The organism is Streptococcus sp. Marseille-Q7156, from assembly GCF_965119495.1.
This window is the reverse complement of record NZ_CBCPLU010000001.1, coordinates 1,468,519-1,491,686: the sequence shown is the minus strand read 5'-3', so window position 1 is coordinate 1,491,686 and position 23,168 is coordinate 1,468,519. Positions and strand designations below refer to the sequence as shown.

Here is a 23,168-nt window from a genome sequence, read left to right as displayed (position 1 = left end):
ATGAAAATTTTACTAGTAGATGACCATGAAATGGTCCGATTGGGCTTGAAAAGCTACTTTGACCTCCAAGATGATGTAGAAGTTGTAGGGGAAGCGTCCAACGGGTTTCAAGGCATTGACTTGGCTTTGGAATTACGTCCAGATGTCATTGTCATGGATATTGTCATGCCTGAAATGAATGGAATTGAGGCGACCTTGGCCATCCTCAAAGAATGGCCTGAAGCCAAGATATTGATTGTGACCTCTTACTTGGACAATGAAAAAATCATGCCGGTTTTGAATGCTGGTGCCAAAGGCTATATGCTCAAGACTTCTAGTGCAGACGAATTACTCCATGCCGTCCGTAAGGTGGCTGCTGGAGAGTTGGCCATTGAGCAAGAGGTCAGCAAAAAAGTCGAATACCACCGCAATCACATAGAACTACATGAGGACCTGACTGCTCGTGAGCGAGATGTTCTCCAACTCATCGCCAAGGGCTACGAAAATCAGCGCATCGCAGACGAACTTTTTATCTCTCTCAAGACGGTCAAGACGCACGTGTCTAACATTCTTGCCAAACTTGAGGTTAGCGATCGTACACAAGCTGCGGTCTATGCTTTTCAGCACCACTTGGTGGGGCATGAGGAGTTTTAGATGAGTCTAACAGATTTACTTGAGGAGTTAGAAGCAGCAAAAGATCCTAAAAAAGCAGGGCCTATGGATGCCTATATGCGCCATCAATTTTCCTTTCTAGGCGTTGCGGCGCCAGAAAGGAATAAACTCTATAAAAAATACTTTCCAGAAGCGAAAAAAACAAAGATTATCGATTGGGATTTTGTAGATACTTGCTGGGAAAAAGAGTCTAGAGAATACCAGTATGTGGCCGCCAATTATTTGAAAGCAATGCAGTCTTATCTAAAGGGCAGCGATTTGCCTAAGCTAGAGCAGTTGGTTGTTACCAAGTCTTGGTGGGATACGGTAGATATCCTAGATCGAGTAGTAGGGAGTTTGGTGTATGAGAAGCAGGAACTGGAAAAAAATAATCCTCCAATGGAGCCTGTCAGACAATATCTGGTTGAGACGCGTCGCTATTGACCACCAGTTGTTAAGAAAAGAGAAGACCAATGTTCAATTACTGGAAAAGATTCTGCTTCATAATTTGAATCAAACAGAATTCTTTATCAATAAAGCCATTGGCTGGGCTCTGAGAGACTACTCCAAAACGAATCCAGCTTGGGTAGCATGCTTCATTGAGAAAAACAAGGAAAGAATAGCTGACCTTAGTATCAAAGAAGCGAGCAAGTACCTCCAGCATGATTGAAAAGCGCATTCGTTACTTGAAAAAAGTCGCTCATTTATGTTATAATAGACTGTATTTAAAAAATTTTAAGGAGAAATGACAGAATGTCTGTATCATTTGAAAACAAAGAAACAAACCGTGGTGTCTTGACTTTCACTATCTCTCAAGACCAAATCAAACCAGAATTGGACCGTGTCTTCAACTCAGTGAAGAAATCTCTTAATGTTCCAGGTTTCCGTAAAGGTCACCTTCCACGTCCTATCTTTGACAAAAAATTTGGTGAAGAGTCACTTTACCAAGACGTTATGAACGCTCTTTTGCCAAACGCTTATGAAGCGGCTGTAAAAGAAGCTGGCCTTGAAGTCGTTGCTCAACCAAAAATTGACGTAACTTCAATGGAAAAAGGTCAAGACTGGGTTATCACTGCTGAAGTTGTTACAAAACCTGAAGTAAAATTGGGTGACTACAAAAACCTTGAAGTATCAGTTGATGTAGAAAAAGAAGTAACTGACGCTGACGTTGAAGAGCGTATCGAACGCGAACGCAACAACTTGGCTGAATTGGTTATCAAAGAAGCTGCTGCTGAAAACGGCGACACTGTTGTCATCGACTTCGTTGGTTCTATCGACGGTGTTGAATTTGATGGCGGAAAAGGTGAAAACTTCTCACTTGGACTTGGTTCAGGTCAATTCATACCTGGTTTCGAAGACCAATTGGTAGGTCACTCAGCTGGCGAAACTGTTGATGTTATCGTAACATTCCCAGAAGACTACCAAGCAGAAGACCTTGCAGGTAAAGAAGCTAAATTCGTGACAACTATCCACGAAGTAAAAGCAAAAGAAGTTCCAGCTCTTGACGATGAGCTTGCAAAAGACATCGATGAAGAAGTTGAAACACTTGCTGAATTGAAAGAAAAATACCGTAAAGAATTGGCTGCTGCTAAAGAAGAAGCTTACAAAGATGCAGTTGAAGGTGCAGCAATTGATAAAGCTGTAGAAAACGCTGAAATCGTAGAACTTCCAGAAGAAATGATCCACGAAGAAGTTCACCGTTCAGTAAATGAATTCCTTGGAAACTTGCAACGTCAAGGTATCAACCCTGACATGTACTTCCAAATCACTGGAACTACTCAAGAAGACCTTCACAATCAATATCAAGCAGAAGCTGAGTCACGTACTAAGACTAACCTTGTTATCGAAGCAGTTGCCAAAGCTGAAGGATTTGACGCTTCAGAAGAAGAAATCCAAAAAGAAGTTGAGCAATTGGCAGCAGACTACAACATGGAAGTTGCACAAGTACAAAGCTTGCTTTCAGCTGATATGTTGAAACACGATATCACAATCAAAAAAGCTGTTGAATTGATTACAAGCACAGCAACAGTTAAATAATCTTAATAAACAAAAATCCCACCTGACTAGGTGGGTTTTCTTATGCACTATTTTCCAAAAATCTCTTTGAGATCTGCGTCTGTAATCCCAATCATGGCGGGGATGCTGTCCCAGTTTTCTTCTGTCAGGATGTAGGATTGTTCAGAGGTACTTGATGTGGCAGTTTCAGAGATAGATTGTTTATCTTCTTCAATATTTTCAATTAAATCACTGAAGCGTTCAATCAGATAGGTTTTTCGGGCAGTTCCGATGTGTTGGGTGGCATAATCGAAGGCCTGTAATTCACCTAGTAAGATAAGCTTGCTTTTGGCGCGTGTAATGGCTGTGTAGATGAGATTGCGCTCCAACATACGTCGGCTAGCACTGGTAATCGGTAGGATGACAACAGGGAACTCACTTCCCTGTGATTTATGGATGCTCATGGCATAGGCCAGGCGAATCTTGTACCATTCGTTACGTGGGTAAGAGACCTCGTTGCCATCAAAATCAATGACAATCTCGTCTTGTTTCGACTCGGTGTATTTACCAGGAATCAGGTCTGTGATGGCTCCTAAATCTCCATTAAAGACATTGATTTCAGCATCGTTGACCAAATGAATGACCTTGTCTCCCTTACGATAGTGGCACTGGGGAGCTTCAAAACTGAGTTGATCTTTTTGTGGTGGGTTTAGCAGGTCTTGCATGAGCTGGTTGATGGCATCAATCCCTGCTGTTCCTCGGTACATGGGAGCCAGAACTTGGATATCACGTGCAGGGATACCACTTCTGAGGGCAGCGCCTAAGATTTTCTCAATCGTAGCAGGAATATGGCCACTAGCAATTTCAAAGTAGGAACGGTCAGCTTTTTTCTGGGTGAAATCAGCTGGCAAGATGCCCTGTCGAATCTGACTAGCTAGGGTGATGATGGTTGATTCTTCGCTTTGTCGGTAAATTTTTTCCAAGCGAGTCTGAGGAATCAAGGGAATATGGAGCAGGTCAGCTAGAACCTGTCCGGGACTGACAGACGGGAGCTGGTCGCTGTCACCCACGATAAGGATCTTGCTGTTAGAAGAGATGTTGGAGAAGAGTTGATTGGCCAGCCAAGTATCTACCATGGAAAATTCATCTACGATGATAAAGTCAGCATCCAGATAATCTTCCAGATGACTGGTATCATCGTCACCTGTCATTCCTAAATGACGGTGTATGGTCGCGCTAGGCAAGCCTGTTAATTCATTCATGCGTCGAGCAGCTCGTCCAGTTGGAGCAGCAAGAAGAATCGGCAAGTTGCTTTTCTTCCTGAGGTCAAGTCCCTCTAACAGGGCGTAAACAGCGATGATCCCATTGATAACAGTTGTCTTACCAGTACCAGGTCCACCTGTCAGGATAAAGACCTTGTTCTGGATAGCATCACAGATAGCCTGTTTTTGAATATTATCATACTCAATTCCCAGCTCTTCCTCGACAGTAGCGATATGTTTTTGAATGGTTTCTAAATCATGACTCTTCTGTTTTCCTTTTTCAAGGATACGAACCAAGTGACTGCGGATGCCTTCCTCGGCGAAAAAGAGGCTGTTGTCAAAAATTTTGGTATCAATCTGCTGAACCTTGTCTTCTTCAATCAGGTAGGAGAGTTCTTGGGCCACTTGGCTGGGGTCCAGTTCCACGGGGCGAGAAGATTCAAGGAGAGTAAGGGTTTGTTCCAGCAAATCCCGTGCTTCAACATAGGTGTCCCCTGTTTCCATACAGGTCTGAAAAAGACTATGTACTAGACCGGCGCGGAAGCGTTCTGGAGCCTGACTTTCGATACCTAGTTCCTCTGCTAGTTGGTCAGCAATGGTAAAGCCTAAACCCTTGATATCCTCAACCAACTGGTAGGGATAGTTTTCAACCACATCAAGGGTTTCTTCCTTGTAAAAGTCTTGAATCTGGAAGGCTAGTTTGTTGGGAATGCCGTAGTTGGCAAGTTTGGCCAAAACCATCTCTGTTCCGTAGTTGAGACGAAGGGTGGAAACGAAAGCCTCACGATTTTTGGCAGAGAGTCCTGAGATGCCTTCTAGCTTTTCTGGGTGTTGCAAAATTTCGTCAATGGTATTGTCGCCATAGGTATCCACAATTTTCTGAGCTGTCTTGAGACCAATCCCCTTGAAATGGCTACTTGAAAAGTACTTGACCAAGCCCTTGCTAGTTGGTTTTGCGCGTTCATATCGGCTGATTTGCAGTTGCTCCCCATACTTGGAGTGCTGGACAATTTGCCCCCAAAAAGTATAGTCTTCTCCCTCAATCACGTCAGCCATGGTTCCCGTGACAATGATTTCAAAATCATCAAAATCCTCTGCGTCCGTATCTTCGATTTCTAGGAGGAGGATGCGATAAAAATTGCTGGGATTTTCAAAAATAATCCGTTCAATGGTTCCTGAAAAATAAACTTCCATAAAATTCCTTTGCATGAATAGGTGAGAGTTGGGATTGTTTTTATTTTATACTCTTCGAAAATATCTTCAAACCACGTCAGCTTCCATCTGCAACCTCAAAACAGTATTTTGAGCAGCCTGCAGCTAGCTTCCTAGTTTGCTCTTTGATTTTCATTGAGTGTTTGTTAATAAACAATCACTTTTCACAATAGAAGAAGAGGCTGAGATTGCTGATTCTCGGCCTCTTAGGTCTCTTAAAATGTTCCGATACGGGTGATTGGCCAGAAGCGGAATTTAGCTTCTCCTGTGATATCTTTGGCTTTGAAGGTACCTACGTGACGGCTGTCGCTCGAAACCAAGCGGTCGTCTCCGAGGAGAAGGTATTCTCCTTCTGGAACAGTAAAGCTAAAGTTGGTGTTATAGTTGACATCAACTGTGAAGGCTTGAGCTTTTTCCGCAATACTTCTAAAGAAGGTTCCTTTATTTCCTTCAAAGCCCTTGCCTGAGTAGGTGCTTTGGAGTTTGTCATCCTTGAAACGTTTGATATAGTCAGCTAGGTAAGGTTCGTCCGTCTCTTTATCATTGATGTACAGTTTATCGTTTTCGTAACGGATGGTGTCGCCAGGCATTCCGATCACACGTTTGACAATGTCCTTATTGCCATCTTCCTCATGGGCAACCACGATATCAAAACGGTCAATAGGGAGGTGTTTGACGACAAAGAGGATTTCGCCATCCGCTAGGGTAGGATCCATAGAATGCCCTTCTACGCGAACATTGCTCCAAAAAAAGATACGGCTTAAAGCTAGTAATGACAAAATCAGGAGGAATAATCCCCACTCTTTTAAGAAATTTTTAAATGAATTCATAACTTACCTTTCTAAGCGTTTTTTCGCTTTTTCAGTATTTTTAAAGTGCAGTTTGGCGCAGAAGTTGAGTCCCTGCATACCATAGGCTTGCAAAATCTGGCTAGCCACCTTATCAGAAGCCGTTCCAGCTCCACTTGGAAGTTGATAGCCTAGTTCTCGTCCCAGATTTCCAAGATTTTCCAGAAAGAGATCACGCGCAATGATGGAAGAAACTGCGACAGCCAAGTATTTTCCTTCGGCCTTTTCTTCTAAGCTGATAGGCTTGCTGAAACGATTGGCCTCTTGTGCCAAGTACTTGTCATAATTTTTAGCACTGGTAAAGGCATCAATCACAATTTTCTCAGGCTGAATGCCTTTTTGAAGAAGGAGATAGATAGCCTGGTTATGGAGGGCTACCTTAACAGAAACAGCATTGTAGCGGTCTCCGATGACCTCGTTGTACTTGCTGGGTGAGAGAAGCAGGGCCTGGTGCTGGATTTTTTCCTTGAGAATAGGGGCAATCTGACGAATCTTTTGGTCGGTCAGAGTTTTAGAATCCCCCACACCTAGTTTTCGCAAGAAGTCATGCTGGTCAGGTGTGACAAAGGAAGCCACAACTGCAAGCCCACCAAAGTAGGAACCATTTCCAACCTCATCTGTCCCAATCAAAGGGAAATTTTGTCCGCTGGTTTCCTCTACAACTTGATAGCCAAAGAAACTGGCGTATTTCTCAGCTCCTTCCCCCTGAAGCAAGACCTTTCCAGAAGTATAGATAGAAACCGTTGCTTGAGGTAGTCGCAAAAAGTAGCGAATATAGGGATTTTTGCTGGGAGTCAGGTTAGTTTGATAGTGTTCAAGAAAAGCCTGAATCTCCTTTTCGCTTGGTGTGAGTGTTATACTTGCCATAGTTTCTATTGTACCATAAAAGCAGGCAAATTTGTAAAAACTGACAAAATTAGCGAATTTTGGTATAATATCGTGAGGTGAATTTTATGGCAAATCTAAATCGATTCAAATTTACATTCGGGAAAAAATCATTAACCTTGACAAGCGAGCATGATAATCTTTTTATGGAGGAAATCGCTAAGGTTGCGACAGAAAAATACCAAGCAATTAAAGAACAAATGCCTAGTGCAGATGATGAAACCATCGCTCTTTTGTTGGCAGTCAACTGTTTGTCAACTCAACTCAGCCGTGAGATTGAATTTGATGATAAAGAGCAAGAGCTAGAAGAACTCCGTCACAAACTCGTGACTTGCAAGCAAGAACAGAGCAAGATTGAGGATTCCTTATGATTTCACTCCTTCTTCTATTGGTCTTGGCTTGGGGATTTTATATTGGCTATCGGAGAGGCCTGCTCTTGCAGGTGTATTACCTGATTTCAGCCATGGCATCGGCTTTTATGGCTGGCCAATTTTACAAGGGGCTGGGAGAGCAGTTCCATTTATTGCTCCCTTATGCAAATCCGCAGGAAGGTCAGGGGACTTTCTTTTTCCCATCGGATCAACTCTTTCAGTTGGATAAGGTATTTTACGCAGGGATCGGCTACTTGCTTGTGTTTGGGATAGTCTATAGTATCGGTCGTTTGCTTGGTCTCCTCTTACACTTACTTCCTAGTAAAAAACTGGGTGGCAAGTTGTTCCAAGTTTCAGCAGGGATCTTGTCCATGTTGGTGACCTTATTTGTCTTGCAAATGGCCTTGACCATCTTGGCGACCATCCCCATGGCAGCTATACAAAATACTCTTGAAAAGAGTATCGTCGCAAAACACATCATCCAGAGCATACCGGTAACAACCAGTTGGCTAAAACAAATCTGGGTGACAAATTTAATCGGATAAAAAGGGCAGGAGTTTTCCTAGCCCTTTGTTTACAGATTGACTAGAATCTATTAGAATGTATGAAGCTATCACACCTAGACATTCAAAGACAAGGAAATAAAGATGAACAGGAAAATATTAGAAACATTAGAGTTCAATAAGGTCAAGGCCTTGTTTGAACCCCATTTGTTGACCGAGCAGGGCTTGGAGCAATTGAGACAGCTAGCTCCGACTGCCAAAGCAGATAAAATTAAACAGGCTTTTGCTGAGATGAAGGAAATGCAGGCTCTCTTTATCGAGCAACCGCATTTTACCATTCTCGCAACTAAGGAAATTGCAGGAGTCTGCAAGCGGTTGGAGATGGGGGCGGACCTCAATATCGAGGAGTTTCTCCTCTTGAAGCGCGTGCTTCTGTCTAGCCGAGAACTGCAAAGTTTTTATGCCAATCTGGAAAATGTCAGCTTGGAAGAATTAGCCCTCTGGTTTGAGAAATTACATGATTTTCCGCAATTACAAGGAAATCTCCAAGCCTTTAATGATGCAGGTTTCATTGAAAATTTCGCCAGTGAAGAATTAGCGCGAATCCGTCGAAAAATCCATGATAGCGAGAGTCAGGTACGCGATGTCCTACAGGATCTGCTCAAGCAAAAAGCGCAGATGTTGACAGAAGGGATTGTTGCCAGCAGAAATGGCCGTCAGGTTTTGCCAGTTAAAAATACCTACCGCAATAAGATTGCAGGTGTCGTCCATGATATTTCTGCCAGTGGAAATACCGTCTATATTGAACCCCGTGAGGTGGTCAAACTGAGCGAAGAAATTGCCAGTCTGCGAGCAGATGAGCGCTATGAAATGCTTCGCATTCTCCAAGAAATCTCTGAGCGTGTCCGCCCTCATGCGGCTGAGATTGCCAATGATGCTTGGATTATCGGTCATCTGGACTTGATTCGTGCCAAGGTCCGCTTTATCCAAGAAAGGCAAGCGGTCGTACCCCAGCTGTCAGAAAATCAAGAGATTCAACTGCTCCATGTCTGTCATCCTTTGGTTAAAAATGCCGTCGCAAATGATGTCCATTTTGGTCAAGATTTAACAGCTATTGTCATTACAGGTCCCAATACAGGTGGGAAGACCATCATGCTCAAAACCCTCGGCTTGACGCAGGTTATGGCCCAGTCTGGTTTGCCGGTTTTAGCAGATAAGGGAAGTCGTGTTGGTATTTTTGAAGAAATCCTTGCTGATATTGGCGATGAGCAGTCTATTGAGCAGAGCTTGTCTACCTTCTCTAGCCACATGACCAATATTGTGGATATTCTTGGCAAGGTCAACCAACATTCACTCTTACTCTTGGATGAATTGGGGGCTGGTACAGACCCTCAAGAGGGAGCAGCTCTTGCCATGGCTATTCTGGAGGACCTTCGCCTTCGTCAAGTCAAGACCATGGCGACCACCCACTATCCAGAACTCAAGGCCTACGGTATTGAGACAGCCTTTGTGCAAAATGCCAGCATGGAGTTTGATACTGCAACTCTTCGCCCTACTTATCGCTTTATGCAGGGTGTTCCTGGCCGAAGCAATGCCTTTGAAATTGCCAAACGCCTAGGTCTATCTGAAGTTATCGTAGGGGATGCTAGCCAGCAGGTCGATCAGGACAATGATGTCAATCGAATTATTGAACAATTGGAAGAGCAGACGTTAGAGAGTCGCAAACGCTTGGACAATATCCGTGAGGTGGAGCAAGAAAATCTCAAGATGAACCGTGCGCTTAAAAAACTTTACAACGAGCTTAATCGTGAAAAGGAAACTGAGCTTAACAAGGCGCGTGAACAAGCTAGTGAGATTGTGGACATGGCCCTCAGTGAAAGTGATCAGATTCTTAAGAATCTCCATAGTAAATCTCAACTCAAACCCCACGAAATCATTGAAGCCAAGGCCAAGCTGAAAAAATTAGCTCCTGAAAAAGTGGACTTGTCAAAAAATAAGGTTCTTCAAAAGGCCAAGAAAAAACGTGCTCCAAAGGTGGGAGATGATATCGTTGTTCTCAGTTATGGACAGCGTGGTACCTTGACCAGTCAACTCAAGGACGGACGCTGGGAAGCCCAAGTCGGCTTGATTAAGATGACCTTGGAAGAGAAAGAGTTTGACCTTGTTCAAGCTCAGCAAGAAAAGCAAGTTAAGAAGAAACAAGTCAATGTTGTGAAACGGACTTCTGGTCGTGGTCCACAAGCCAGACTGGATCTTCGAGGTAAACGCTATGAAGAAGCCATGAATGAGCTAGATGCCTTTATCGACCAAGCCCTGCTTAACAATATGGCTCAAGTTGATATCATCCATGGTATCGGAACAGGTGTCATCCGTGAAGGTGTCACTAAATACCTACAAAGAAACAAGCATGTCAAGAGTTTTGGCTATGCCCCACAAAATGCTGGAGGCAGTGGTGCGACTATTGTGACATTTAAAGGATAAAAAAAAGCCTGAGGAAATATGTGGTTCCTCAAGCTTTTTTGATTTTTAGCCTAGACCTCTAAAGGTTGTCCAGTGTGATTGAGTTGTGTGACAGTAACAAAGAAATCCTCTCTCATTCGAGTCAGAAGTTGATTTGGATAGACCTTTTCAAAGTTATCAAGACTGGCAAAGATATGCTTAGCAAGCTCTAGACCTCTGACATCATCTTGTCTGAGAAAATTATTAGCCCGTTCCATTGAAAGACTAATCATCTCTGTCATCTTGGTGCTCAGTAGAGGGAAAGTATTAATCACTTCCAAGGTTTTCACAGCTAAGCTCTCAGCCTTATCATAGTAGCCATTGACAGAGTAATGCTTGATAGCAGTTCTTAAGCAGGCAATATAGTAGTCAGCAGTACGGATTGAATGGTATTCAGTCTGTTTTTTTAGAGTATCTAATAAGTGGTAGAGCCTGTAATCTAAAAATTCGATTGAAAAGTGAGGAAGGATAGATGAAAAGATATTGACCTCAATTTTATTCCAATCGTCCAATTCACTAAGATAGTTCTTGATATATTCTAGTTCTTGATAGTCTTTTGGAGTCAGAAAAGAATCGCCAATAATATTCGCAATAGCAAATTTATTGACTACACGATTGGCAATCACATAGTGTTCAGCTATCCCAGGATTTTCCATGGGTTGATTAATCAAGCTAAGGATTTTTTTAAATTCACGCTTATAGGCTAAATCAGCAACCTGAGCCTGTAATTTATGAAATTCAGTTGGGAACATTTGCGTTTTGAGACTATCAAAGGTCTCCTTATCAATTCCAATATTAGACAGAATCTCTTCAAATTTTTGAATGGTTATTCGAGATTTCCCTTGCTCAAACTGACGTAAAAAATGAGGAGTCACTGTAGTCCCAGCAGCTTCCTTTTGTGTAAACCCTCTTTCCTCACGGATGGCCTTATAGACTAATCCATACACACTTTCATCTTGCATCCTAAATCTCCTCAAGTCCTTTTTTCCATTCTATCATAATTCTACCAGTTTTTAAGGGAATTTTTAGAAAAAAGTAAATATAGTTACGCTTTTTCGGGGGGGGGGGTAATTGTTAAATAAAGGAAAATATAATTACCCTTTTCGTAAATAAGGTAAATAGCATGCTATACTGTAACCGTAAACAATAAAAATTTAAAGGAGATTTTTGATGATGAAGTCAAAAACAGTTTTAGTAACAAGCCTAGCGGCTGCAACATTTGGTCTTGTCTCTCTTTTAGACCCAGCAGGAGTTCTACCTTTTTCAGCACAAACGGTGCAGGCTGACACCCAGACGATTAATCCATCTGCAAAATATTATATTCTTGTTCCCAATGATTCAGAAGTATTTAAAGGATGGAAGGGAACTGCCAATCGTCCCATTATTTGGGCTACAAAAACTACTCCAGAATTATCTTACTTCGAAGAATCCGATCGCAACTATATAGCTCTTGAGAATAAGTCTGGTGCCAATTACATAGAGTGGAAGGGAACTGTAGACGAGTTTAGAGAGGCTGTGAAGAAGCTGACTGGTAAAACAACAGCTGCTACAACTCCCAAAACGTCTAACCAATCAACAACTACTACAACTCCAAAAACGTCTGGTCAATCAACACCGAATCAAAGAGATGGATGGTCGGGTTTATCTTATTATCAAAATGGTAGTAAAGTTATCAGTAAGTGGATTTTCGATAAAAACTATAATTCCTACTTCTACCTAGATGCTTCAGGTAACTTTGTCCAAAATTCTTGGGTAGGAAACTATTACCTTAAATCAGGTGGTTACATGGCTAAGAGTGAGTGGATTTTTGATAAGAACTATGGTGCCTACTATTATCTAACGTCTGAGGGGAGCTATTCTTACAGTACTTGGGTTGGTGATTATTATGTTAAATCAAATGGTAAGATGGCTACAAAAGAGTGGATTTTTGATAAAAACTATGATTCATACTATTATTTAACATCAGAAGGAAGCTATGCTCGTAACACATGGGTAGGTGACTACTATCTCAAATCAAATGGTAAGATGGCTAAAGCTGAGTGGATTTATGACAGTAACTACAGTTCTTACTATTACTTAACCTCAGAAGGTAGTTATGCTCATGGTACTTGGGTAGGTGATTATTATCTCAAGTCAAACGGTAAGATGGCAGTGAATGAGCGTACACCAGATGGCTACCAAGTGGATGGCTCAGGCAAGTGGATTAGTTCTGAGGGAACTCATACAGCAAGCAGTTCACAAGCAACATCATTAGGAATAAGCCTTTACCATGTTAATGATGCTATGACTTATATCGATATCGCTCTACCTAGCACTCCATCCTCATCTTATCAAGTAGCCTATGATTTTGCCTTAGTTGATGCAAATACAGGTTCAGTTTCTACACAAACTCAGTTTACTGTGACCTACAATCCAAGTTTACGTGCTTTTCAAACTCGTCACTTCTTTAGTGCAACTCCAGATGGTAGTTATCGCTTTGTTATCAAAGGAAAAGGACAAGATGGCAAGGTATACGATGGACAATCTGTTGTCTTTCGTGTAAAGAATCATCGTTTTGTCGGATAAATGAATGTTAGGTTTTAAACAAATAAATATTAAAAATAAAATAAAGGAAATGAATAACATGAACAAAAAGAAATTATTAGTATGTGCTTTGGCCCTTTCAACAGTCGGAGTATTGTCAACTATTGATACAGCAGGAGTTCTACCTTTTTCAGCGCAAACAGTGCATGCAGAAATTACCAAAATTGAAAATCATAAGGTGGACTATAAAATTACACCAGGTTCAGAAAATAAAAGTATCTATGTGGATATGACTGTTGAAAATGTACCTGTAAAATATTCTGTATATATATATGCAGATATTGTAAATGCAAAGACAGGTCAAATTCCTAGAAAAGATACTTTCAATCAAGGATTTGATAAATCATCTGTTCCGATTACAAAGCAAGATTGGACTAATTTTGCAAATGTTCCAGATGGTGAATATTACTTACAATTTCATGGAGAAAGTAAAGAAGGAGATATCTTGCATAAGTTTAGTGGTAGATCAGCGACATTCACTGTTAAGAATCAAAAATATGTCAATCCTCTAGACCCTTCAACTCCTAAAGAAACAGAAAAACCAAAACCAACTGAAGCTCCAAAACAAACTACTAACTCTACCTCAGGTCAGACTGGATGGTCAGGTTCTTCTTACTATCAAGCTGGTGTGAAAGTAGTGAATCAATGGATTTTTGATGTTCAGTACAATTCTTACTTCTACCTAAATGCCTCAGGTAACTTTGTTCAAAATGCTTGGGCTGGAAGTTACTACCTCAAATCAGGTGGCTATATGGCTAAGAGCGAGTGGATTTATGACAATAACTATCAATCATACTATTACTTGACAGCAGAGGGGAGCTATGCGCGTAATGCTTGGGCTGGAAGCTACTACCTCAAATCAGATGGTAAAATGGCTAAGAGTGAGTGGATCTATGATAGTAGCTACCAATCTTACTATTATCTAACATCAGAAGGAAGCTATGCTCGTAACACATGGGTAGGCGACTACTATCTCAAGTCAAATGGTAAGATGGCGGTTAACGAACGTACCCCAGATGGCTACCAAGTAGATGGCTCAGGTAAGTGGGTTCGCTAGAATGATAGCTTGTGAGAAATGGCTTATAACAAATAAATAGAAAACAATTTGCGAATAGGTAACATTTTGATACAATAAAAATATCGAAAGGAATTGGCACATGCTGATTCCTTTCTCTCAGATAAAGGAGTAATATGAAAAAGTTTTTATTAGCTACATCGCTTTTACTGACACTAGTTCTAGGAGGTTGTCAGTATCTACCTTGGAACAAAAGCGCGGAACCAGCATCCGAGGAAGTAGCGACCCCAGAGATAGATTACAGTTCCTATAATAAAGTTTTGGATGACTATGAAAAAGTAGCTAAAGGCACCTTGCCAACAGGTATGGATGTCAATCCTCTGGCTAGTCAAGTGAAGTCTTCTCAAGGTTTTTACACAGATGTAGTTTACCACAAGACAGATTTGAATAATGACGGAGTAGATGAACTCTTGCTTGCTCTTGAAATGAAGAGCGGCGAAAAGAGTTTACTTGATATTCGTACGCTGAAAGACGAAAAGGTGATTCGTCTGACCAATCAAGAAAATCACTTGGAGTTGCTTGGTGAAAGAATGACAGTCGGTATCTTGCCAGACAATTCTCTGCTTTATCGCGGAGCTGGTACAGCAACGAGTCACATCTATGCTCACTACCAATTTAGTGAAGATGGGCAGTCTTTGGTAAAGGCTAAGGAAGCTCAAGAACTAGCGGATCTTGGGGTCGGTTCTCCCATTTCTCTGGAGACTCTAAGTTGGAAGTCAGTTTCTGATAAACTTCCTGGAGGAAGCAGTGCAGATAAGGGGAAACCAAGTGTAGATTACAGTCCTTATAATAGTATTTTGAAGGATTATGAATTTATTTTAGACCATAAGTCAGAGGTTAAGGATAACATCAATCTAACTGCTAATATCTATGCAGGGATGGCAGAACGCAGTCAAGCCTTTACCTATACAATGGTTGATATGGATAAAAATGGTATTGATGAATTGATTGTCTCTTCGAAAAATGGTAGTGAGATTTTAGATATTTTTACACTCAAAAATCAGAAAGTTATTCGCCTCACCAATGCTGAAAATAAAATGCAGATGCTTGGAACACGTTTCAAGGCCTATCTATTAGAAAATGGTAATCTCTATACCCAGTGGAATCCGTTCGCAGGAGATCCACAGACCATTCATACTATTTGGAAATTGAATAGTAGTGGAGACAAACTAGAGAAGGTTAAAGAAGCTAAGACAGAGGATGAAGTCAGTCCTGGTGCTCGAATGAATCTATCTAGTCTGACTTGGAAATCTGTAACAGAAAAATTTGCTGTAACAGCCTCTTCATCAAATCAAAATACTTCTGGGAAAATGGATATTAATGCCATAAAAAATGGAGATTTCTCTAGTATTGAGGGAAGATGGAGTAAAGGTCATGGAGGAGAAGACCTAGTCTTTAGTAAAGATGGGTTGATAGCGCCAGAGGGATTTAAAGTTGACCTTGCAGAATCGGAATTGGTAAATGGTTTGTTGATAGCTCGCTATTCGGCCAAAGATTTTGGAGTCTTTATTAAGTTTGTACCAGCAGGTGTTAGAATACCGGATGGGACATCTATGGGTAAGGTGGTCACGGATGCTTCGGATATTAGTAAAGATCGAATCATCTTCCATGCTGCATTTCCGCTACATGGCGATCCAGAACAATTCTTATATCGTGTAGAATAAGAGTGACACAGATTGATTTAATAATTAATAGCACTTCACGCACATGGGAATGGCCAGTCTTTCTTTTACCGAGTCAAATAAGATTTTCCCAAAACACATTGACAAAAGCCAACATTTTTTGTAAAATAAAAATCAATTAAATACCAACACCGAATGAAGTTTAATAGAAGTGGAGAATCGTTTGATTTTCCATGACTGTAAATGGACGGAACTCTGGAGAGACCGTAAAGGCACCGAAGGGGCAAGGCAGGCAACTGCTCAAACTCTCAGGTAAAAGGACAGAGCTAGGATAGACCGCTTTTTAGCATTTATCTAAGCATTCCAGAGTACATGTATCTTGCATGTGCTCTTTCTTTTGGGGTTGAAAAGATAGGAGAATAGAATGTTAGAATTGCTTAAATCAATTGATGCTTTTGCTTGGGGACCTCCCCTCTTGATTTTATTGGTCGGGACAGGAATTTACCTTACTGCTCGTTTGGGGCTTTTACAGGTTTTGCGTCTGTCCAAGGCCTTCCAGCTTATTTTTATCAAGGACAAGGGACACGGTGATGTATCTAGCTTTGCAGCACTATGTACAGCCCTGGCAGCGACAGTTGGTACGGGAAATATTATCGGGGTGGCGACAGCTATCAAGGTCGGTGGACCAGGAGCCCTCTTTTGGATGTGGATGGCTGCTTTCTTTGGAATGGCTACCAAGTATGCGGAAGGACTCTTGGCGATTAAATACCGCACCAAGGACGATCATGGTGCAGTAGCGGGAGGTCCAATGCACTATATCCTTCTAGGGATGGGAGAAAAGTGGCGACCACTTGCCATCTTCTTTGCTATCGCAGGTGTCTTAGTAGCTTTGTTGGGAATCGGAACCTTCACCCAAGTCAACTCGATTACAGAATCTATCCAAAATACAACGACTATTTCGCCAGCTATCACGGCTCTTGTTTTGTCTATCTTAGTAGCGATTGCTGTTTTTGGAGGACTCAAGTCCATTTCAAAGGTTTCGACAGCCGTTGTTCCTTTTATGGCTATCATCTATATTTTGGGAACACTTACAGTTATTTTCTTCAATATTGGCAAACTCCCTGCTACAATCGCTTTAATCTTGACATCAGCCTTTAGTCCTGTTGCTGCGATAGGTGGATTTGCTGGTGCTAGCATTCGGATGGCTATCCAAAATGGTGTGGCGCGTGGTGTGTTCTCAAACGAATCTGGTCTGGGTTCTGCTCCCATTGCAGCGGCTGCGGCTAAGACAAATGAACCAGTAGAGCAGGGATTGATTTCCATGACAGGAACCTTTATTGACACCCTCATTATCTGTACTTTGACTGGTTTGACCATCTTGGTGACTGGTGTTTGGAGTGGTGACTTAAATGGGGTTGCCTTGACTCAGTCAGCCTTCTCAACGGTCTTTTCACATTTTGGACCTGCCCTCTTGACCATCTTCCTTGTACTCTTTGCCTTCACGACGATTCTAGGTTGGAACTACTATGGAGAACGCTGTTTCGAGTTTCTCTTTGGGGTTCGCTTTATCTGGCTCTACCGTGTGGTCTTTGTACTCATGGTCTTGTTGGGAGGATTTATCGAGTTGGATATGGTTTGGATTATCGCAGATATCGTCAACGCTTTGATGGCTCTGCCAAACTTGATTGCCCTCTTGGTCTTGTCACCAGTCGTCATTTCTGAGACTAAAAAGTATTTTAATAAATAATGGAATCACACATCGCGTGTGATTTTTTTGCTTTCATAAAAAATTTCTATCGGTGCAATTTAAAATATATATTATACAAGGTATAGAATCTGTGATAGACTAGGTTTCAACAAAACGAAAAGAGGTTTTATGATGACAACATTTACAATTCATACAGTAGAATCAGCACCAGCAGAAGTGAAAGAAGTTCTTGAAACAGTAGAAAAAGATAACAATGGCTATATTCCTAACCTAATCGGTCTCTTGGCTAATGCACCGACTGCTTTAGAGGCTTACCGTACTGTCGGAGCTATCAACCGTCGCAACAGCCTAACACCCGTTGAGCGCGAAGTGGTGCAAATTACTGCAGCTGTAACTAATGGTTGTGCCTTCTGCGTCGCAGGTCACACAGCCTTTTCAATTAAACAAATCCAGATGAACGATGACCTTCTTCAAGCTCTTCGCAATCGCACTCCAATTGAAACAGATCCTAAATTGGACACCCTAGCTAAGTTTACCTTGGCGGTTATGAATACCAAGGGTCGTGTGGGAGATGAAGCCTTGGCTGAGTTTCTAGAAGCTGGCTACACTCAACAAAATGCCTTGGATGTGATTCTTGGAGTCAGCCTAGCAAGCCTCTGTAACTATGCCAATAATCTAGCCAATACACCAATTAACCCAGAATTGCAACCTTATGCTTAATTCATATCTGAGTAAAATGAAGTCTGAAATAATCGGACTTCGTTTTTTATCCCCTCATTTAAGCGCTTTTATGCTATACTGAAATTAACATGATTATTGGAGGTTAGGATGAAAAAACTCCCCTTAGTATTTTCAGGTTGTTTGCTAGGTTTGGCAGGAGCTGGAAATCTCGTTTTAGATATGTTGCCAGTTCTGTCACATCTACTGAGTATGTCAGGTTTGATTTTATGGATATTCTTTCTGATTCTTCATTTGCTCAATTGGAAAGAAACCAAGCAAGAATTGACCAATCCCCCTCTTTTGTCAGGGATGGCAACCTTTCCCATGGCTGGGATGATTTTATCAACTTATGTCTTTCGCGTCTTCCCTCATCTTTCTTTGGTAGCGCAGGGGCTCTGGTGGTTTTCATTTCTCTTGGATGTGTCCCTGATTGCTGGTTTTACCATCAAGTTTGCTTGTCTGGGTCGTAGGGTTCATGCAACTCCAAGCTGGACGGTACTTTATGTGGGGATAGCAGTGGCAGCCTTGACCTATCCACTTGTAGGCATCATCGAAATTGCCTATGCGACTTTGAGTTTTGGGTTTTTATTGACTTTCTATCTCTATCCCCTTATTTATAGCGATTTAAAGAAACATCCACTCCCTGTAGCCATGCTTGGACAGGAAGGAATCTATTGTGCTCCTTTCTCTCTGCTTTTGGCTTCCCTGGTTCGAGTTGGAGGAGAGAGCTTACCGACTTGGTTCTTGATCGTCATGATTTTGGCTTCTCAATCCTTCTTTTTCTTTGTTTTAACTCGTCTACCTAATATTTTAAAACAAGGCTTTCAACCAGCTTTCTCAGCCTTAACCTTCCCAACCATCATCACGGCTACCTCGCTCAAGATGGCTCAAGGAATCTTGAAACTTCCATTTCTGGATTATCTGGTAGTGGCTGAAACTCTTATATGCCTCACTATTTTACTCTTTGTATTAGGCGCTTATCTAATTTGGTTACGAAAAAAGGTCTAGCTAGAAATAGCTAAACCTTATTTTTTATGGTTTGATGACTTCAGCACCACCCATGTATGGACGAAGAGCTTCTGGAATGGTTACAGAACCATCTGCGTTTTGGTAGTTTTCAAGAATTGCAGCTACTGTACGTCCAACTGCAAGTCCAGAACCATTCAAGGTGTGAAGGAGTTTCACCTTGCCATCAGCTTCATCACGATAACGGATTTGGGCACGACGAGCTTGGAAATCTTCTGTGTTTGAACAGCTTGATATTTCACGGTAATTGTTTTGCGCTGGGATCCAAACTTCCAAGTCGTAAGTCTTGGCAGCTGAGAAGCCCATATCTCCAGTAGAGAGAGCAACGACACGGTATGGAAGGTTAAGTTTTTGAAGGATATTTTCAGCGTTGGCTGTCATTTTTTCCAATTCTTCGTAAGATTCTTCTGGTTTGGCAAATTTAACCATTTCAACCTTGTGGAATTGGTGCAAACGAATCAAGCCACGAGTATCACGACCAGCTGAACCAGCCTCAGAACGGAATGATGGACTCATAGCAGTGAAGTAGATTGGCAGGTCTTTACCGTCCAAGATTTCATCACGGTAGTAGTTTGTTAGAGGAACTTCAGCTGTAGGAATAAGGACATAATTGCTGTCGCTCAATTCAAAAGTATCTTCCTTGAATTTTGGATATTGACCAGTACCAAACATAGAATCGTGGTTAACCATGTAAGGCGTGATGACTTCCGTATAGCCTTCCTTGCCATGCTCGTCCAACATAAAGTTGTAGAGAGCACGTTCCAAACGAGCACCGAGCCCTTTATAGAAGAGGAAGCGAGCGCCTGTTACTTTACCACCGCGTTCCCAGTCAAGAATACCAAGGTCTTCACCAAGATCCCAGTGGGCTTTTGGCTCGAAGTCAAACTCGCGTGGAGTCCCCCAACGGCGAACTTCCACATTGTCGTCTTCGTCAACCCCAACAGGAACGCTGTCAGCTGGGATGTTTGGAAGAGTAGTGGTAAATTCTGTCAATTTAGCATCGATTTCTGCCAATTCAGCATCCAAGGCTTTGACCTCAGCAGATAGATTTTGCATGGCAGCAATCTTGTCATCTGCATTTTCCTTGTTGCGCTTAGCTTGGGCAATCTCAGCAGAAACTGTGTTACGTTCTGCCTTGAGAGTTTCAACCTTGACCAAGATGTCACGACGCTTAGCATCGATTTCTTTCATCTCATTCAAGACAGCAGCATCTACACCACGTGTAGCCAATTTTTCTGCGACAGCATCAAAGTCTGTACGAATGCGTTTGATATCTAACATAAGAACTCCTTTATGAAAAAAGCACATCTGACAAAGCGTTGGAGTGGCAGGGCCACGGTTCCATCCAACTTCACAGGTGTGCACTTGATTGTGTATGTAATTGTTATTAACGGTAGAATTTCACCTATCCCTCCTATCTGCTCGCAGCACCCGCAGACTTTCTGAAAGAAGACAATAGCTTACTTATCCGTTGTTATGATTATACTAAAGTTTCTACTTTTTTGCAAATAGATTTTTAAATTTTTGACCAATGGTCTGAATCAGGGTAGGAAGTTTGACGACCTTGTCATTACCCAGTTTTTCGCGAGCAATTTTGAGAATGGCACCTGAGTCTTTTGAAGCAAAAAGGAATTTTCCTCTGTCTGTAAAGACTTCGAAGTGGCGACTGATTTTGCGACCAGTGACATTGGCCCCAATTTGGTTGATATGGTCCCAAGGAATCTGGATAAATTGTTCGACATTGACATCTGGGTAAAATTCCAGAGCCTGATCTCCGACCAGGAATTTTCCAACTTTCCCAGCTATAGAGAGGTAGGAAGTGCCTGTCGTATTGAGGAGCACTGTTTTGTTAAGTGATTGAGCCATGATTAGTCTTCCTTACTTTCGCCGAAAAAGGCATTGTAGAGCGCTTTAATTGCTGCTTTTTCTTGGTCTTTATTGACAACAAACATGATAGAAACTTCACTAGAACCTTGAGACATCATCTGGATATTGATCTTGTTTTCAGATAGAGCACGTGTCGCAGTAGCAGTTACTCCGATATGACTCTTCATTTTTTCTCCAACAATCATAATGATTGAAAGGTCGTGTTCGATTTCTGCATGGTCGACTTCAGCTTTTTGAACTAACTGACGCAGGATTTCTTCTTCCTTGATAGGAGTTAGTTCACGAGAACGGAGAATGATTGAAAGATCGTCGATACCTGTTGGCATATGTTCCCAACCGATGTTAAGATCTTCAAGGATTTGCAGAACCTTGCGTCCAAATCCAACCTCACGGTTCATAAGGTATTTAGACATATTAATGCTGACAAAGCCAGAGTCACCAGCAATTCCCACAACTGGAAATTCATCACTACTGTGTTTTAGAACGATACGAGTACCTGGATGGTCAGGGTTGTTGGTATTTTTGATAACAAGGGGGATTTTTCCGCGGTAGGCAGGAAGAAGGGCTTCGTCATGAAGGACTGAGAATCCTGCATAGGCCAATTCACGCATTTCACGGTAGGTCAACTCAGGGATCGAGTGTGGTTGGTGAATAATTCCTGGGTGGGCTGCAAAGATACCATCAACATCCGTAAAGTTTTCATAGAGGTCGGCTTTAACTCCTGCAGCAATGATAGAACCTGTAATATCAGAGCCTCCACGTGAGAAGGTACAGATTTGATTTTCCTTAGTAACACCAAAGAAACCAGGAATGACAAGGACTTCATTTGCATTTGTTAATTCTTCAATCTTGTCATAACTTGATGGAATGATGCGAGCGTGACCAGGCTCACTTGTGACCACAATTCCAGCTTCTCTAGGGTGCACATAGCGTGCATCAATCCCATTTTGATTAAAGTAGGCAGCGATTAATTTAGCATTGTTGTTTTCACCCGCTGCTAGGAAAGTATCGTAGAGAAATTCATTTTCTTCGATAGGCAGAGTGGCCAAGGCACGAATGCTTTTAGAAATTTTTTCTAGAATAGCTGGCTTTAGTCCCAATTCGCTAACCATAGCAGCATAGCGATCGATAATCCAGCTTTGACTCTTGCTAATATCGTTACCAGCAACATAGTCGCGATAGTATTTAATCAAGGCATCCGTAACCTTAGTATCTTCAGCATTGCGTTTTCCTGGTGCAGAAACAACTACAAAACGACGCTCTGAATCGCTTTTTACGATGTTTAAAACTTTTTCTAATTGACTAGCAGAGGCAAGAGAACTACCTCCAAATTTAACAACCTTCATAAGAACTCCTAAAGTAAGTATTTTATACGATTATAGCAGAAAGAAAGGCTTTTTTCAATGAAGAAAATAAGATGCTTTCTAGGATAAAGCGATTCTTTATAATCGGCTGATACACTTATTACATTCTTATTCTTGCTTTCTGATTTTAAAAAAGATATACTTTGATAATAAAATAATTTAAATCGTTTATAAAATAAAAAGGAGCCCTGATGGAACACATTATTTATCAGCTTGAAGAGGACTTGGCAATCATTACCTTGAACCGTCCTGAGGTTGCAAATGGTTTTCATATTCCCATGTGTGAGGAGATTTTAGAAGCCCTGACTTTGGCAGAAGAGAATCCAGCTGTGCATTTTATCTTGATTAATGCCAAGGGTAAAGTCTTTTCAGTTGGGGGAGATTTAGTAGAGATGAAGAGGGCAGTGGATGAGGATGATATTCCATCATTAACGAAAATCGCAGAGTTGGTAAATGCTATTTCTTATAAAATCAAGCAAATAGGCAAACCTGTCTTGATGGAGGTTGATGGAGCTGTTGCAGGTGCTGCAGCTAATATGGCTGTTGCGGCAGATTTCTGTCTTGCAACGGATAAGGCTAAGTTTATCCAAGCCTTTGTTGGAGTTGGCTTGGCTCCGGATGCAGGAGGGATTCATCTCTTGAGCCGTAGTATTGGTGTGACGCGTGCTGCTCAACTAGCTATGACAGGAGAGGCCTTAACCGCAGAAAAAGCTCTGGAGTGGGGCTTGGTTTATCGCGTCTGTGAAGCTGACAAACTAGAAAAGACGAGAGAACATCTTCTTAAAAAATTAAGACGTGGGTCAGCTAATTCCTATGCTGCCATCAAGAAGTTGGTTTGGGAGAGCCAATTTAAAGATTGGCAAGATTATGCCACTTTAGAACTGAACCTACAGGAATCCTTGGCTCAAACAGAGGATTTTAAAGAAGGAGTTCGGGCTCATTCGGAGAGAAGAAGACCTAAATTTACAGGAAAATAGA

At 41.7% G+C, this 23,168-nt stretch carries 19 protein-coding genes, 1 pseudogene and 1 riboswitch; of the genes and pseudogenes, 13 read left to right on the top strand and 7 right to left on the bottom strand.

Going from position 1 to position 23,168, the window contains the following annotated elements:
* From ACWPV5_RS06920 to tig, 3 genes and pseudogenes are all read left to right on the top strand, one after another.
* Nucleotides 1-633 (top strand): response regulator, encoded by a 633-nt coding sequence (locus ACWPV5_RS06920; protein ID WP_261070507.1) that lies wholly within the window; start codon nt 1-3, stop codon nt 631-633.
* A pseudogene (locus ACWPV5_RS06915) lies at nt 634-1,300 on the top strand (DNA alkylation repair protein).
* A gap of 83 nt (nt 1,301-1,383) precedes the next feature.
* Nucleotides 1,384-2,667 (top strand): trigger factor, encoded by a 1,284-nt coding sequence (tig, locus tag ACWPV5_RS06910; RefSeq protein ID WP_016399077.1) that lies wholly within the window; start codon nt 1,384-1,386, stop codon nt 2,665-2,667.
* Between the two features lie 47 nt (nt 2,668-2,714).
* Here the strand turns inward: tig and recD2 are convergent, their stop codons facing one another.
* The 3 genes from recD2 to rnhC form a co-directional block, all read right to left on the bottom strand.
* Nucleotides 2,715-5,081: an SF1B family DNA helicase RecD2 gene (recD2, locus tag ACWPV5_RS06905; RefSeq protein WP_454383028.1), complete on the bottom strand. Its 2,367-nt coding sequence runs from the start codon at nt 5,079-5,081 to the stop codon at nt 2,715-2,717.
* A gap of 233 nt (nt 5,082-5,314) precedes the next feature.
* Nucleotides 5,315-5,929, bottom strand: coding sequence for a signal peptidase I (gene lepB / locus ACWPV5_RS06900; protein WP_004245100.1), 615 nt, complete (start codon nt 5,927-5,929; stop codon nt 5,315-5,317).
* Between the two features lie 3 nt (nt 5,930-5,932).
* Nucleotides 5,933-6,814 (bottom strand): ribonuclease HIII, encoded by an 882-nt coding sequence (gene rnhC, locus ACWPV5_RS06895; protein ID WP_454383026.1) that lies wholly within the window; start codon nt 6,812-6,814, stop codon nt 5,933-5,935.
* Nucleotides 6,815-6,900: 86 nt separating this feature from the next.
* On the opposite strand from rnhC, the gene zapA reads away from it, so the two are divergent.
* From zapA to ACWPV5_RS06880, 3 genes are all read left to right on the top strand, one after another.
* The gene (gene zapA / locus ACWPV5_RS06890) at nt 6,901-7,203 is read left to right on the top strand and encodes a cell division protein ZapA (protein ID WP_000002019.1); all 303 of its coding nucleotides are present in this window, start codon (nt 6,901-6,903) and stop codon (nt 7,201-7,203) included.
* The gene (locus ACWPV5_RS06885; protein WP_454383014.1) at nt 7,200-7,748 is read left to right on the top strand and encodes a CvpA family protein; all 549 of its coding nucleotides are present in this window, start codon (nt 7,200-7,202) and stop codon (nt 7,746-7,748) included. The genes zapA and ACWPV5_RS06885 overlap by 4 nt, the downstream gene beginning before the upstream one ends.
* A 102-nt stretch (nt 7,749-7,850) precedes the next feature.
* On the top strand, nt 7,851-10,187 hold the full coding sequence (locus ACWPV5_RS06880; RefSeq protein WP_454383012.1) for an endonuclease MutS2: 2,337 nt from the start codon (nt 7,851-7,853) through the stop codon (nt 10,185-10,187).
* Between the two features lie 50 nt (nt 10,188-10,237).
* Here ACWPV5_RS06880 and ACWPV5_RS06875 read toward each other — a convergent pair whose 3' ends face one another.
* Nucleotides 10,238-11,167 (bottom strand): helix-turn-helix domain-containing protein, encoded by a 930-nt coding sequence (locus ACWPV5_RS06875; protein ID WP_261062606.1) that lies wholly within the window; start codon nt 11,165-11,167, stop codon nt 10,238-10,240.
* 211 nt (nt 11,168-11,378) lie between these two features.
* Between ACWPV5_RS06875 and ACWPV5_RS06870 the strand changes: the two genes are divergently transcribed.
* From ACWPV5_RS06870 to ACWPV5_RS06845, 6 genes are all read left to right on the top strand, one after another.
* The gene (locus ACWPV5_RS06870) at nt 11,379-12,770 is read left to right on the top strand and encodes an N-acetylmuramoyl-L-alanine amidase family protein (RefSeq protein ID WP_454383446.1); all 1,392 of its coding nucleotides are present in this window, start codon (nt 11,379-11,381) and stop codon (nt 12,768-12,770) included.
* A gap of 58 nt (nt 12,771-12,828) precedes the next feature.
* Nucleotides 12,829-13,845, top strand: coding sequence for an endo-beta-N-acetylglucosaminidase (locus tag ACWPV5_RS06865; RefSeq protein ID WP_261062562.1), 1,017 nt, complete (start codon nt 12,829-12,831; stop codon nt 13,843-13,845).
* 134 nt (nt 13,846-13,979) lie between these two features.
* The gene (locus ACWPV5_RS06860; RefSeq protein ID WP_261062563.1) at nt 13,980-15,527 is read left to right on the top strand and encodes a DUF6287 domain-containing protein; all 1,548 of its coding nucleotides are present in this window, start codon (nt 13,980-13,982) and stop codon (nt 15,525-15,527) included.
* 203 nt (nt 15,528-15,730) lie between these two features.
* A riboswitch (glycine riboswitch) is annotated at nt 15,731-15,819 on the top strand.
* A 90-nt stretch (nt 15,820-15,909) separates the two neighbouring features.
* A complete protein-coding gene (locus ACWPV5_RS06855) occupies nt 15,910-17,232 on the top strand; it encodes an alanine/glycine:cation symporter family protein (RefSeq protein ID WP_454383009.1) in 1,323 nt (440 codons plus the stop codon).
* Between the two features lie 132 nt (nt 17,233-17,364).
* The gene (locus ACWPV5_RS06850; RefSeq protein WP_454383444.1) at nt 17,365-17,913 is read left to right on the top strand and encodes a carboxymuconolactone decarboxylase family protein; all 549 of its coding nucleotides are present in this window, start codon (nt 17,365-17,367) and stop codon (nt 17,911-17,913) included.
* Nucleotides 17,914-18,021: 108 nt separating this feature from the next.
* A complete protein-coding gene (locus ACWPV5_RS06845) occupies nt 18,022-18,921 on the top strand; it encodes a TDT family transporter (RefSeq protein ID WP_454383007.1) in 900 nt (299 codons plus the stop codon).
* Nucleotides 18,922-18,945: 24 nt separating this feature from the next.
* Here ACWPV5_RS06845 and serS read toward each other — a convergent pair whose 3' ends face one another.
* The 3 genes from serS to ACWPV5_RS06830 all read right to left on the bottom strand — a co-directional run bounded on the left by serS (nt 18,946) and on the right by ACWPV5_RS06830 (nt 22,172).
* Complete coding sequence (serS, locus tag ACWPV5_RS06840; protein WP_454383005.1) at nt 18,946-20,220, bottom strand: serine--tRNA ligase; 1,275 nt, start codon at nt 20,218-20,220, stop codon at nt 18,946-18,948.
* Nucleotides 20,221-20,433: 213 nt separating this feature from the next.
* Complete coding sequence (locus tag ACWPV5_RS06835) at nt 20,434-20,805, bottom strand: DUF956 family protein (protein ID WP_000079345.1); 372 nt, start codon at nt 20,803-20,805, stop codon at nt 20,434-20,436.
* Between the two features lie 2 nt (nt 20,806-20,807).
* Complete coding sequence (locus ACWPV5_RS06830; RefSeq protein WP_173277058.1) at nt 20,808-22,172, bottom strand: aspartate kinase; 1,365 nt, start codon at nt 22,170-22,172, stop codon at nt 20,808-20,810.
* A gap of 209 nt (nt 22,173-22,381) precedes the next feature.
* On the opposite strand from ACWPV5_RS06830, the gene ACWPV5_RS06825 reads away from it, so the two are divergent.
* The gene (locus tag ACWPV5_RS06825) at nt 22,382-23,167 is read left to right on the top strand and encodes an enoyl-CoA hydratase (protein WP_261070513.1); all 786 of its coding nucleotides are present in this window, start codon (nt 22,382-22,384) and stop codon (nt 23,165-23,167) included.
* The last annotated feature ends 1 nt before the right edge of the window (nt 23,168 follow it).